The following is a 13,202-nucleotide window of genomic DNA, read 5'->3' on the forward strand; positions in this document are numbered from 1 at the left end:
GGTCCCTTTCCCTCAGCCCTTCACCGCGCCGGTGAGACCGCCGACGATGCGCTTCTCGAAGACCGAGAAGAACACCAGGGCGGGCAGCATGGCGAGCGAGGTGAAGGCGAGCACCTTCGCGGTGTCCGTGGAGTACTGCGAGGAGAACACCTGCACACCCAGCGGCAGGGTGAAGTTGGCCTGCGAGTTGAGGACGTACAGGGGCAGCAGGTAGTTGTTCCAGCTGCCGACGAAGGCGAGGATGCCGACGGTGACCACGCCGGGCAGCGACAGCGGGACCACCATGCGGAAGAAGAACCCGAGCCTGCTCATCCCGTCGAGCGCGGCGGCCTCCTCGATCTCGTTCGGGATGGCCCGCAGGAACGGCACGAGGATGATGACGGTCGTCGGCAGTCCGAAGGCGATCTGCGGGACGATCACGCCGAGCAGGTTGTCGACCAGCCCGAGGTCCTTGATCACCAGGTACAGCGGGGTGATCGCGATGACCATCGGGAACATCAGGCCCGCCGCGAACAAGGAGTACATGGCGCCCTTGAACCGGAAGTCGTAGCGGGCGATGACGAAGCTGACCATCAGCCCGAGCGTCACGATGCCGGCCGTACTGGCGAGCGCGACGATCAGGGAGTTGGCGAACTCTCCCCAGAAGACCGACGACGTGAGGACGCCGGCGTAGTTGGCGCCGACCCAGGGGTCGGGCAGCGCGGCCGGATCGGTGGTGATCTGGGCGTTGGTGCGGAACCCCCCGAGCACGATGTACAGCACCGGCGCGACGCAGACTCCGACGAAGAGCAGCGCGACGAAGTAGGTGACCGGGCCGCCGTCGCGCCCCGTGGGCTTCCGGGAGACGGTGGTCGTCGCGCTCATCACACGGTCCCTTCGGTGACGGCGCCCCGGAGGTCGCGGCGCAGGACGAAACGCTGGTAGATCAGCGCGACGACCAGCGAGATCACGAACATCACGACGGCGACGGCGCTTCCGTAGCCGTAGTTGCCCGCGTTACGGCCCTGGGCGAGCATGTAGATCGCCATGGTGGAGGTCCCGGCGGTGCCCGAGACGTACTGGCCCCAGATGATGTAGACGAGGTCGAACAGCTGCAGCGAGCCGATGATCGACAGGAACGCCCAGATGCGGACCGTCGGTCCCAGCAGCGGCAGGGTGATCCGGCGCTGGATCTGCCAGTAGGAGGCGCCGTCGATCTGCGCGGCCTCGAAGATCTCGTCCGGGACCGACTGCAGCCCCGCGAGCATCAGGATCACCGCGAAGCCGAGGTACTTCCAGGTGATGACGGCCATCAGCGTCCAGAGGGCCAGGTCCGGGTCGGAGATCCAGTCGGCCTCCAGCGAGCCGAGGCCGGTCGCGCGCAGCAGGCCGTTGACGGCACCGTCGCTCTGCAGCATCAGGCTCCAGCCGGTGCCGACGATCACCTCGGAGATGATGTACGGCACGAAGACCAGGACGCGGATCGTGGAGCGGCCGCGTATCCGCCGGTTGAGCAGCAGGGCGAGACCGATGGCCAGCGGCCCCTGGACGGCCAGGGACAGCACCAGGATCAGGCCGTTGTGCCACAGGACGTCGTGGAACGCGGGGTCGGTGAGGATCAGCCGGTAGTTGTTCAGGCCGACCCAGTCGGTGGGGTCTCCGTAGCCCTTCCACCGGTAGAAGCCGTAGTAGGCGGCGAGCGCGACGGGGAGGATCACGAACGCCAGGAACACGATGACCGCCGGTGCGGACAGGACGGCGATCTCCAGTCGCGTCCTGCCCCGGCGGCGTGCGGCCGCGCGCCGCGGGGCGAGGGTGTCGCTCATGTCTGTCCGGTCAGCCCTTCTCCGCGGCGGCCTTGACGTCCTTGACGATGTCGGCCGCGGAGCCCTTGCCGGCCAGCAGGTTCACGACGGCGATGTTCATGGCGTTGCCCACGTTCTGGCCGTACACGGTGTCGAGGAACTGCATGGAGTAGGCGGCCTTGTTGAAGGCCTGCAGCGCCGAGATGTTGTACGGCTCGGTGACGACGCCCTGGGCCGCCTTGTTCACCGGGATGGTGTCGAACGCCTCGGCGTAGGCCACCTGCTGCTCCTTGGTCACCACGAACTGGAGGAAACCGAGGGCCTGTTCGGGCGCGTTCTTGGACAGGGAGTAGCCGCCGGCGCCGCCCATGATGGCGGTGGGGTCGCCCTTGCCGCCGGGGACGGCCGGGAAGGGGAACCAGCCGAGGTCGGGGAGCGGCTTCTTGTCCGGGGTCAGGTCGGCGATGACGCCCGGGTTCCAGTTGCCCATGAGCTCCATGCCGGCCTTGTGGTTGGCGATCAGGCCGGCCGACGATCCGGCGCCCTGCTGCGAGGTGGCCGTGAGGAAGCCCTTCTGGAAGGGGTCGGTGCCCAGGAGTTCCGCGAGGTCCTCGCCGGCCTTCGTCCAGCAGGGGTCGTCGAAGGTGAGCGACTTGGCCGACTCCTGCATGGTCTCCTGGCTGCACTCGCGCAGGGCGAAGTTGTAGTACCAGTGCGCGGCGGGCCAGGCGTCCTTGGCGCCGACCGCGATGGGGGCGACCTTGATCGCCTTCAGCTTGGCGACGGCGTCCTTCAGCTCGTCCAGAGTCGTCGGCGGCGCGGTGATGCCGGCCTTCTCGAAGAGGTCCTTGCTGTAGTAGATGCCTTCGGGCTGGGTGTCGAGCGGCATCGCGTAGACCTTGCCGTCGATGGAGGCGCCCTCGAGGGCCGCCTCGCCCACGTTGGCCCGGTCGGTGTCGGTGAGCGCCAGTTCCCTGATCTGGCCGGCGTCGACCATGGCCTGCATCTTGCCGCCGCCGCGCTGGAGGAAGACGTCCGGCGCCGAGCCCGAGTTGAGGGCGTTCTGCAGCTTGCCGTCCAGGTCCTCGTTCTGCACGGTCTGGATCTTGATCGTGACGTCGGGGTGCAGCTTCCGGTACTCCTTCGCGGCGTTCTGCCAGAACACCAGGCCGCGTCCCTCCATCGCGTTCGTCCAGACGGTCACCGTCGCCTCGCCGCCGACCGCGCCGTCGTCGCCGCCACCGGCGCATCCGGCTGCGGCGAGTGCGAGGCAGCACAGGCCGATCGCGGCAGCCGTCGCGCTGCGGGTCTTCCTCGTCATCGGGCGCTCCTGATCTGTCGTCAGTGATCCACATCTGAAAAGTTTGCGCAAACTAACGAGCCATCCGCGAAGTTGGGCAAGGTCTACCGCCGAAAATGTCGGTGGAGCAACAGAAAGTTTTCGCAAGTTGCCCAATCGTTACCGACATAACGACCGTTGTTCGAGATGACGAACGAGGTGTCGGGCGGGTGCGGTGAGCCGACGGGAAAGCCAGAAGGCCGGTGCCGCGCGCGTGGGAGCGCGCGGCACCGGCCTCACGGGCGGCCCCCGAGGGGCCGCCGGACGGCGGTCAGCCGTATACGGTCAGCGGGCGGAAGCCGTGTGGACGTACTCCACCAGGCGCGTCAGGGCGTCCGGGTCGGTGGACGGCATGACGCCGTGGCCGAGGTTGAAGACGTGGCCCTCCAGGCCGGCGGCCGCGTCCAGGACCTCCTGGGCCTTGGTCTCGACGGCCTCGCGGCCGGCGAACAGCACGGTCGGGTCCAGGTTGCCCTGGAGCGCCTTGCCGGGGCCGACACGTCGGGCGGCCTCGTTCAGCGGAACGCGCCAGTCGACGCCGACGACGTCCGCGCCGGCCTCGCCCATCAGCCCGAGCAGCTCACCGGTGCCGACGCCGAAGTGGATGCGCGGCACCCCGTAGGGGGCCACCGCGTCGAACACCTTCGCCGACGCGGGCAGCACCGAGCGGCGGTAGTCGGCGGGGGCGAGCGCGCCGGCCCAGGAGTCGAAGAGCTGCACGGCCGAGGCGCCGGCCTCGATCTGCACCTTCAGGAAGGCGGCCGTGATCTCCGCGAGCCGGTCCAGCAGGTCGGCCCACAGCTCCGGGTCGCCGTACATCATCGCCTTGGCGTTCTCGTACGTGCGGGACGGGCCGCCCTCGACGAGGTAGCTGGCGAGGGTGAAGGGGGCGCCCGCGAAACCGATCAGCGGCGTGGCGCCCAGCTCCCGGGTCAGCATCCCGATCGCCTCGGTGACGTACGGGACGTCCTCGGGGGTCAGGTCCCGCAGCCGGTCGAGGTCGGCGCGGGTGCGCACCGGCCGCTCGACGACCGGGCCGACGCCCGGCTTGATGTCGAGGTCGACGCCGATGGCCTTGAGGGGCACGACGATGTCGCTGAAGTAGATGGCCGCGTCGACCTGGTGGCGGCGCACCGGCTGGAGCGTGATCTCGGTGACCAGCTCGGGGAGCATGCAGGAGTCCAGCATGCCGATGCCCTCGCGCACCTTGCGGTACTCCGGCAGGGAGCGCCCGGCCTGCCGCATGAACCACACCGGGGTGTGCGGCACCGGCTCACGCCGGCACGCCTTGAGGAAGGCGCTGTCGTACGTCGAAGTCGGCTGGCTGCCCGTCGGGCTCACGTTGGCGCTCACACCGGCCAGTCTCGCATGTCGCCCGAACCGTCCCGGCCGCCGGGATGCCGGGTCCCGGGGAGCGGGGGCGCGCGGCGGGGGTGCGGCGTGATCCGGACACCCCCGGACGGCACGGGTGTCCCTCCCTGCGCCGACGACCCGTTCCGCTTAATCTTCCCCGCATGGCTGCGGCTCAGGGACGACTGTCGGACGGCGCTGGCGGAATGGACGAACCGAAGGAGGCAGGGGGCACCACCGGACCCGGGGGTACGCCCCCGCTGCCCTTCCGGGCCGCTGTCGACGCGCTGCGCGGCGCGCGGCTGCGCCCGCAGATCGAGGTCGAGCCCACCCCCGCGCCGAAACGCCTCGCGCCGTACGCGTACGCGCTGGAGGCGGCGGTCGTGGACGGCGAGGAGGACCTCGCCGACGGCCGGCTGGTGCTGCTCCACGACCCGGCCGGGCACGACGCCTGGCGCGGCACGTTCCGGCTGGTGACCCTGGTCCGCGCGGAGCTGGAGCCGGAGATGGCGGCGGACCCGCTGCTGCCGGACGTGTGCTGGTCCTGGCTGACGGGTGCGCTCACCGCGCGCGGGCTGGCGTTCGGCGAGCCGAGCGGGACGGTGACGCGGGCGAGCTCCCACTACTTCGGCGGGCTGTCCGAGCGGCCGGCCGCCTCCCAGATCGAGATCCGCGCCTCGTGGACGCCGCGGGAGGGACTCGGCGGAGTGCCGGACACGGCGACCCATCTGGTCGCCTGGTGCGATCTGCTCGCGCAGGTGGCGGGGCTGCCGCCGACCGCGCCCGGGGACGCGTCGGTGGTGACGCTGCCGCAGCGGCGGGGACCCCAGTCGCGCTGAGGTCCGCCGGGTGGTCGGGTTTCGGCCAGTCGCAGAGGGAACCCCGTTGCCGTCCTGCTCAAACCTCACGGACGCCCCAGTGGCCGTCTCTTTGTCGATACGGCCACATTCGGAAGCGTTCCGCCGCAGACCGAAACCGTTCGATCTTCGAATGATCGATCGCGCGTCCGAATTGCCCGGATTGTTACTCACCAGATCGTGATCATTTCCTAAAGGACATCAGGTTTGCTGCCGAAGACGACTGTGACCTTGAAAGCACGGTTCGTCCCCGGCTTCACCCCCACGAGCCGGCCCCGTCCCGCACCCCAGGAGGCCTGGTGTCCGTTCTCCTCGAGCAGCCCTCAAGCCTGGTCGCCTACCGCCCGAACAAGCCGACCGCCATGGTGGTCGTGGCCGACCCCCGCGTACGTTCCACCGTCACCCGCCATCTGTGGGCGCTCGGTGTGCGCGATGTGATCGAGGCCTCGTCCGTCGCGGAGGCTCGTCCCCGCATCGGCAACCCCCGCGACATCTGCGTCGCCGAAGTCCACCTGCCGGATGGTTCCGGCCTCACCCTCCTTTCCGAGACCCGCGCCGCGGGCTGGCCCAACGGCCTCGCCCTCTCGGCCGCCGACGACATCGGCGCCGTGCGCAACGCCCTCGCCGGCGGCGTGAAGGGTTACGTCGTCACCGGCACCCGCACCAACCTCGGGCTCCCCACCCGTCCCGGTGCGGCCCCCATCGGCGCGGCGGCCGCCCGCCTGCACCGCCGTCCCCCGGGTGCCCCGAGCCACCCGGGTGGCTACCGCGAGCTGTCCGGCCGTGAGGTCGAGGTGCTGCGGCTGGTTGCGGAGGGCCAGTCGAACAAGGCGATCGGCGTCTCGATGGGCCTGTCCGCCCTGACCGTGAAGAGCCACCTCGCCCGCATCGCCCGCAAGCTCGGCACGGGCGACCGCGCCGGGATGGTGGCGGTGGCCCTGCGCACCGGCATCATCCACTGACCCTTCCTCCTGCCGAGCCGTCCCCGGTCCGCTTCCAACTACCCCTGCCCCTCCCAGCCTGACGCTGCCCGCGCCCGCCGACGCCCCCGCGTCGGCGGGCGCCCTCGCGCGCACGGCCGCACCAAGGGCCGCGCGGGACCGGCGGCGGCCTGTTTTCGCTGGTCGGCGGGGTCACCGGGCCGAGGGGCGGGCCGGGTACCGGCCCGTACGGATACTCTTGACAGGTGACCGACGCCCACGACACCGCAGCAGACAGTTCACTGCGCACCACCGGAGGCGCCCCTCCGGACGACGGCGGATCCTCTGCTGCACAGGCGCCGATCCCCCTGCTGGAGCCCCGCGACGGCGTCCCCCCCGTGGTGGCCGACGAGGCCGCCCTCGCCGAGGTGGTCGCCGCCTTCGCCGCGGGCCGCGGACCCGTCGCCGTGGACGCCGAGCGGGCCTCGGGCTACCGCTACGGGCAGCGCGCCTACCTCGTCCAGCTCCGGCGCGAGGGCGCGGGCACGGCGCTGATCGACCCGGTCGCCTGCCCTGATCTGTCCGCTCTGAACGAGGCGCTGTCCGGCGTGGAGTGGGTGCTGCACGCCGCCACCCAGGACCTGCCCTGCCTGCGTGAGATAGGCATGGCGCCGACGCGGCTCTTCGACACCGAGCTGGCGGGCCGGCTGGCCGGGTTCCCCCGGGTCGGCCTCGGCGCGATGGTGGAGAACGTGCTCGGCTTCCTGCTGGAGAAGGGCCACTCCGCCGTCGACTGGTCCACGCGCCCGCTGCCCGAGCCGTGGCTGCGGTACGCCGCCCTCGACGTCGAGCTGCTGGTCGACCTGCGGGACGCGCTGGAGAAGGAGCTGGACCGGCAGGGCAAGCTGGACTGGGCGCGGCAGGAGTTCGACGCGATCGCCTCGGCGCCGCCGGCGGAGCCCCGCAAGGACCCCTGGCGCCGTACGTCGGGCATGCACAAGGTGCGCCGCCGCCGGCAGATGGCCGTCGTACGGGAGCTGTGGCAGACCCGGGACCGGATCGCCCGGCGCCGTGACGTCTCCCCCGGCAAGGTGCTGTCCGACGCGGCGATCGTCGAGGCCGCCCTCGCCATGCCGTCCAACCCCCACGCCCTGGCCGCGCTGAACGGCTTCGGCCAGCGGGTGGGCCGCCGCCAGCTCGAGCAGTGGCAGGCGGCGGTCGACCGGGCGAAGGCACTGAGCGAGGACCGGCTGCCCCAGCCGGGCCAGCCGGTGACCGGCCCCCCGCCGCCGCGCGCCTGGGCCGACAAGGACCCGGCGGCCGCGGCCCGGCTGTCGGCCGCGCGGGCGGGCGTGACCGCGCTCGCGGAGCGGCTGAACATGCCCGCGGAGAACCTGATCACGCCGGACACCGTGCGCAGGGTCTGCTGGGAGCCGCCGGCCCCGGCCACCTCCGAGACGGTCGCCGCGGCCCTGACCGCGCACGGCGCCCGCGCCTGGCAGGTGGAACAGGTGACTCCGGTCCTGGTGGCGGCCCTGACGGGCTGATCCCGCCGGCCCGGACGGACACGCCGGACCGCGACGCCGCTCGCGTCCCCCCGTCCCACGCCCGGCGCGCGAGCCGCGCGGGTGCTTCGCCCACGTGCCACGATGCTGGCATGCGGGTTGTCGTGGTCGGGGCCGGGCAGGTGGGCGGGACCGTCGTCAAGTCGCTGGCCGAGACGCACGACTGCACGGTGATCGATGTCGACCGGGCGCGGCTGGAGGCCGTGTCGCACGCGTACGACGTACGGATCGTGCAGGGCAGCGGGACCCGGCGGGAGACGCTGCTGGACGCAGGCGTGGCGGACGCCGATCTGGTGATGGCCTGCACCTCGCGGGACGAGGTCAATCTCGTCACCGCCATGCTCGCGCGCCGGCTGTCGTCGGCGCGCACGGTCGTACGGGCCACCGGGACGGACTATCTGGGGGCCTGGCGGGCGGGTGACCTGGACGTGGACCTGCTGGTGTCGGCCGCGTTCGAGACGGCCGGCGCCGTGGAGCGTGTGCTGCGGGTGCCGGGCGCCCGGCACGTGGACTTCTTCGCCCACGGCGAGGTCGTCGTGCTCGGCGTCGACGTCCGCGGGACGGCGGCCAACCGGCTCGCCGGACGGCGGCTGCGGGAGACGGGGCTGCCCGCCGCGTCCCGGGTGGTCGCCCTGGTACGCGACGGGAACTGGACCGTGCCGGACGCGGACGAGGTCGTACGGGAGGACGACTGGATCATCGCGATGGCGTCCCCCACGGCTGCCCGCGCCTGGAGCCGGGTCGTCACCGGCGCCGATCCCGTCGACGACGTGGTGATCTACGGCGCGGGACGCATGGGCACGGCCGTGGCGCGGGTGCTGCTCGACCGGGGCGTCCGGGTGCGGATCGTCGAACCGGACGCGGACCTCGCCCGCGCGGCAGCCGCCACGCTGGACCGGGCGCGGGTGTTCCACGCGCGGGGCCTGGACCCGGCGTTCCTGCACCGTGAGCGCATCGGCACGGCGGGCGCGGCGGTGCTGGCGGAGAAGGACGACTCCCGCAATCTGCACGCGGCGGTGCTGGTGAAGCTGCACGGCGTGCGGCTGACCCTGACGGTTCTCGACGACCCGGCCGCCGCCGAGGTGTTCGAGGCGGCAGGCGCGGACGTGACGATCGACCCGGGTGACGAGACCGCCGAGAAGATGGCCCGCTTCACGTTCGGGGAGCGCACCCACCAGATGGCGATCCTGGGCGACGACCGTTTCGAGGTGCTGGACGTGACCGTGCGGCCCGGCAGCCGGTTCGCCCACTGTCCCGCCGGCGCGCTCCCCGGCGCCGCCGTGGGCGCGATCGTGCGGGACGGCACGGTGCTCTTCCCCGGCGCGGGGGACGAACTGCGGCCCGGCGACCGGGTCGTCGTCCTCACGGAGCCCGACCGCGCCCCCTCGATCGAGCACGACCTGTGAGGCCGCCAGGCCGGCTGCCGCACCGCCGCCGATGGCTGCCGCGCGCCCGGACCGACGTCGACGTGCGGACCGCGCTGGGCGTCGTCGGCGCCCTCCTCGCGTGGTTCGCGCTCGCGTTCGTGCCGCCGGCGGCGGTGGCGCTCGCGGCGGGCGAGCCGCCGTGGCCGTTCCTCGTCACCGGCTCGGCCGTGGCGCTGACCGGGCTGGCACTGAAGCGGCTGACGGGCCCGCGACCACCGCTGGGCGTGCGGGAGGGGTTCCTCGTCGTCGCCGTGTGGCTGCTCGCGCCGGCGTTCGGCGCGGTGCCGTTCCTGCTCGGCGACGTCCCCCAGCTCGACCGGCCGGCCGACGCCTGGTTCGAGGCGATGTCGGGGTTCACCGCGACGGGCGCGACCGTGGTGGGCGACCTGGACGCGCTCGGCCCGGACATGCTGTTCTGGCGTCAGTTCTCCCACTGGCTGGGCGGCGCCGGCATCATCGTGCTGGCGCTCGCGGTGCTGCCGCGGCTGCGCATCGGCGGCCGTGAGCTGCTGCGGTCGGAGCTGCCGGGGCCGGTGGAGATCGAGACGCTCGGCGAGACCGTCCGGGGCACGGCCCGGCGGCTGTGGAAGGTGTATCTGGCGGTGACGGCAGCCGGCGTCCTGGCGCTGGCCGCCCTGGGGTGGGCCGGTCTCGACCGGCGGATGGGCCTCTTCGACGCGTTCTCCTACGCGACGTCCGCCGTGTCCCTCGGCGGGTTCGCCCCGCACGACGACTCGGCGCGGGGTCTCGCGCCGGTGACGCAGTGGGTGCTGTGCGGGCTCATGGCGGTGGCGGGGGTGAACCTGCTGCGGCTGTACCGGCTCGCGGTGCTGCGTCAGGTCCGGGCCGCCGCGCGGGACGAGGAGCTGAAGCTGTACGCCGTTCTGCTCGTCGTCGGCTCGGGCGTCGTGACGGCGGAACTGTGGGCCGCGGGTGACGCGGGCGGGGCCGGCGCCCTGCGGCACGGGGCGTTCCAGGCGGTGTCGGTGATGACCACGACCGGTTTCGCCACGGTCGACTGGGCGGCCTGGGGCACGGCCGCCACGCTCACCCTGCTGGCGCTGATGTTCGCCGGGGCGTGCGCCGGGTCGGCGAGCGGTTCGGTCAAGGTCGTCCGCCATCTCGTGATCTTCCGCTTCGCCCGGCGCGAGCTGGAGCAGGCGGTACACCCGGACGCGGTCCTGCCGGTGCGGGTGAGCGGCCGGGTGATCGGCGGGCAGGTGCTCCGCTCGGTGCTGCTGTACGCGCTGCTCTACCTCCTCGTCCTGGCGGTGGGGACGTTCGGCCTGGCCCTGGACGCCGGGGCGGACGCGGGCGGCGCCGGTGTGTTCACCACGCTGGGCGCCGCCGCGGCCTGCCTCGGCAACGTCGGCCCGGCCTTCGGGGAACTGGGCCCGGCCGGCTCGTACGCGCCGCTCGGCGGGGCGTCGAAGGTGATCCTCGGCGCGCTGATGCTGCTCGGCCGGATCGAGATCGTGCCGCTTGCGGTGCTGCTCCGGCGTGGCTACTGGCGCGCGTAGGCACGCCCGGCGCACCCGGCCCTCACCTCGTCGCTCCCCGCATGGATCGGTCAACTGGGTCCCGGACCACGCCTGCGGCTGTGCCGGCTGACCCGGCCCGCCCTGTCGGCGACGAGCCATGACGTGCACGGCTCCGGCGCGGAGGTGGCGCGTACCCTGTTCGGGACGCTCACCGGGGACGGACCGGGGGGCGACCCCCCGGCCGCGCGGGGAAGTCCGTTGTTACGAGGGTCACTTGACCTCAATTCCGGCGCACTGTCCGCATGCGTCGCCGGTGACCGGGAATACGCGGAACGAGGCACAGGTCCGCCTCTCGCTCCACAGCGGGAGCATAGGTTAGCCTCGTCCCGGCTGCTCTTCCTGCGAAAACGCCCGCACCCCCACGTCGGAGAGTGTTTCCTGCGGAGCGGCCCGAACTCCGAACGGAAAATCTCTGACAGGAACAAGGGGCACCATTTCATGGAACCCACCCAGGTCCGCCCGGCCAATCCGCAGCATTCGGACACACTCCCCCACACGTCCGAAAACTACAGGACAGCGACGATCCGCACGCCCGAGATACGTGTGGAGAAATACGGCAACTGGGAGATCGAGTACGAGTTCACGCCCGCTGCGGGTGATCACGGCAACCTGCTCGTGGTGTTTTCCTCCGTGGGCTCGAAGTACGGATTCGGCGCCGCCCTTTCGGGCGTCCAGTGCAACGTGCTGAGAATCCGCGACCGGTTCGACGGAGGCCCGTCGTACTACGTGGCACGGGCGATGGACTTCTCCGTTTCGGACGCCGTCGAGGAACTGATTACCCACTATCGGGAAAAGCTCGGTCTGGCGCGGGAGACGGTGGTTCTCGCCGGTTCCTCGAAGGGCGGCAGCGCCGCCATTTTCTACGCGCTGAAGTACGGCTACCGGCACATCGTCGCCTCCACGCCGCAGTACTTCATCGGCAGCTACTCCCAGGGGCACGGCGTGCTCGGCGAGTGGGTGCTCGGCGAGGGGCAGCCGCAGGAGAACGTGGACCGCCTCGACTCGGTGCTTCCGGAACTGCTGGCCGAGACCACCGACCTCGACCGGAACATCTACCTGTTCTCCTCGACGAAGGACTACCAGTACGAGGAACACGTCGTCCATTTCCTCCCGGCTCTGCGGAAGTACTCCAACTTCAACTTCTTCATGGTGGAATCGCCCGCCCTGGTGAAGCACGCGGAGGTGACGCGGCAGGGCCTCTCGGTGATCCTCAGCGTCATCTACGCGCTGACCGAGGGGACGGTGCCGCGGTTCGGCGAGGTGCAGATCGGCTCCAACGAGGTGGACGGGGACGCCGCCACCGAGCACCTGTCGGACCTGCGGGCGCGGGACACCGCGGCGGGCGTGCTGACGGCCGCGCAGCTCACCCCCGAGCAGGCCACGCTCTCCGGGCACGCCTTCCTGCCCGGCGTCTCCGCCGAGCAGGGCGAGGAGGCCGGGGCGCGGGAGACCAAGCAGCTCGTGCTGGTCCGCGACGAGCAGGCGTGGGTGGCCGACGCGAAGACCGTGCCGGTGGACCAGCTCTACCTGAAGTACTTCGACACGCACTTCGCGTCCTACAAGGACGGCGGCTTCACCTGCGAGGCGCGGGAGCTGTTCGACGCGCTGCCCGACGGTGTGTACGACGTGTTCGCCCGGGTGACCAGCGAGAGCGAGGACATCGACCGCAGGGTGCCGCTGGTCGCCTACCGGGCGATCGACCGGCGCGCCGCCTCCGGGGGGCGCGAGGTCATCCTCAGGGGTGACGCGAAGAGCGTCCGGGTGATCAAGCGCGACCTCACGGCGGCCGGCCCCGGCGGGTCCGTGTTCTCGCTGAAGCGGTTCGCGACGGAGGGCCCGAGACTCCGGGTCCACGGCGTCTTCTTCCTCCCCGGCCGCAACGCCGACCGCGCCACCCACTCGACGTACTACCTCACGCTGCGCGGCGCGGACGGCACGCACACCGTCGCCCTCAAGGCGGTGAAGCGGGAGGACAAGGTGCGCCCGCACATGGCGCCGGGCGACTTCGGGTCGTACTCCTTCGGGTACTTCACCGCGGTGGACAAGGACGGCGTGGACCTGTCGGACGTGCCGCCGGGGACGTACACGGCGGAGATCGCCATGAGCGTCGGCGGCGGGCTGTTCGCGCACCAGGCCGGTGAGCTGGAGGTGCGGGAGGACCGGGCCTCCTCCGTGGCCCGCCGGACCTCCGGCCGGAACGAGCGGGTCATCACCCGGGCGCGGCTGCGCCGGGGCCTGCGACGGCGGCTCTGGCGGTCGTAGCACCGCCCCGGACGTCACTGGACGTCACACGACCGGCTCCCGTTCGCGGGGGCCGGTCGTGTGATGTTCGCCGCTCCGGCCGACGGGGGTGTGCAGTGACGTTACCCGCAAGTAGCATGGGCCGTAAGCAAGCGCTCAGCATCCCGTACCTGGAGGA

The 13,202-nt window shown here is 71.8% G+C and carries 10 protein-coding genes; 6 read left to right on the forward strand and 4 right to left on the reverse strand.

Annotated features, from left to right (window positions below; all coding sequences use genetic code 11):
• Positions 1–12: 12 nt before the first annotated feature.
• The 4 genes from ELQ39_RS06480 to hemE form a co-directional block, all read right to left on the reverse strand.
• Positions 13–864, reverse strand: a complete 852-nt coding sequence (locus ELQ39_RS06480) for a carbohydrate ABC transporter permease (RefSeq protein ID WP_242591324.1) — start codon at positions 862–864, stop codon at positions 13–15.
• Positions 864–1,805, reverse strand: a complete 942-nt coding sequence (locus ELQ39_RS06485; protein ID WP_242591325.1) for a carbohydrate ABC transporter permease — start codon at positions 1,803–1,805, stop codon at positions 864–866. The genes ELQ39_RS06480 and ELQ39_RS06485 overlap by 1 nt, the downstream gene beginning before the upstream one ends.
• Before the next feature lie 10 nt (positions 1,806–1,815).
• Positions 1,816–3,105 (reverse strand): ABC transporter substrate-binding protein, encoded by a 1,290-nt coding sequence (locus ELQ39_RS06490; protein WP_242591326.1) that lies wholly within the window; start codon positions 3,103–3,105, stop codon positions 1,816–1,818.
• A gap of 303 nt (positions 3,106–3,408) precedes the next feature.
• On the reverse strand, positions 3,409–4,476 hold the full coding sequence (gene hemE, locus ELQ39_RS06495) for a uroporphyrinogen decarboxylase (RefSeq protein ID WP_242591327.1): 1,068 nt from the start codon (positions 4,474–4,476) through the stop codon (positions 3,409–3,411).
• A 161-nt stretch (positions 4,477–4,637) separates the two neighbouring features.
• On the opposite strand from hemE, the gene ELQ39_RS06500 reads away from it, so the two are divergent.
• The 6 genes from ELQ39_RS06500 to ELQ39_RS06530 all read left to right on the forward strand — a co-directional run bounded on the left by ELQ39_RS06500 (position 4,638) and on the right by ELQ39_RS06530 (position 13,045).
• Entirely contained in the window at positions 4,638–5,312 is a 675-nt protein-coding gene (locus tag ELQ39_RS06500) for a DUF3000 family protein (RefSeq protein WP_190001237.1), read from the forward strand.
• A 317-nt stretch (positions 5,313–5,629) separates the two neighbouring features.
• Positions 5,630–6,292, forward strand: a complete 663-nt coding sequence (locus ELQ39_RS06505; protein WP_006130493.1) for a helix-turn-helix transcriptional regulator — start codon at positions 5,630–5,632, stop codon at positions 6,290–6,292.
• Between the two features lie 224 nt (positions 6,293–6,516).
• Positions 6,517–7,797, forward strand: coding sequence for an HRDC domain-containing protein (locus tag ELQ39_RS06510; protein WP_242591328.1), 1,281 nt, complete (start codon positions 6,517–6,519; stop codon positions 7,795–7,797).
• Between the two features lie 110 nt (positions 7,798–7,907).
• On the forward strand, positions 7,908–9,221 hold the full coding sequence (gene trkA / locus ELQ39_RS06515; protein WP_242591329.1) for a Trk system potassium transporter TrkA: 1,314 nt from the start codon (positions 7,908–7,910) through the stop codon (positions 9,219–9,221).
• A complete protein-coding gene (locus ELQ39_RS06520; RefSeq protein WP_242591330.1) occupies positions 9,218–10,762 on the forward strand; it encodes a TrkH family potassium uptake protein in 1,545 nt (514 codons plus the stop codon). Before trkA ends, ELQ39_RS06520 begins: the two co-directional genes overlap by 4 nt.
• Positions 10,763–11,326: 564 nt before the next feature.
• Complete coding sequence (locus ELQ39_RS06530; RefSeq protein WP_242591331.1) at positions 11,327–13,045, forward strand: hypothetical protein; 1,719 nt, start codon at positions 11,327–11,329, stop codon at positions 13,043–13,045.
• Positions 13,046–13,202: the final 157 nt, after the last annotated feature.

The sequence above is a fragment of the Streptomyces sp. GB4-14 genome (genome assembly GCF_022696125.1).
Taxonomy (GTDB): domain Bacteria; phylum Actinomycetota; class Actinomycetes; order Streptomycetales; family Streptomycetaceae; genus Streptomyces; species Streptomyces werraensis.

Excerpts from the sequence above, each read along its gene's own strand:
- ELQ39_RS06480 (WP_242591324.1), bottom strand. The coding sequence starts at position 864 with ATGAGCGCGACGACCACCGTCTCCCGGAAGCCCACGGGGCGCGACGGC.
- ELQ39_RS06485 (WP_242591325.1), bottom strand. The coding sequence starts at position 1,805 with ATGAGCGACACCCTCGCCCCGCGGCGCGCGGCCGCACGCCGCCGGGGC.
- ELQ39_RS06490 (WP_242591326.1), bottom strand. The coding sequence starts at position 3,105 with ATGACGAGGAAGACCCGCAGCGCGACGGCTGCCGCGATCGGCCTGTGC.
- ELQ39_RS06500 (WP_190001237.1), top strand. The coding sequence starts at position 4,638 with ATGGCTGCGGCTCAGGGACGACTGTCGGACGGCGCTGGCGGAATGGAC.
- trkA (WP_242591329.1), top strand. The coding sequence starts at position 7,908 with ATGCGGGTTGTCGTGGTCGGGGCCGGGCAGGTGGGCGGGACCGTCGTC.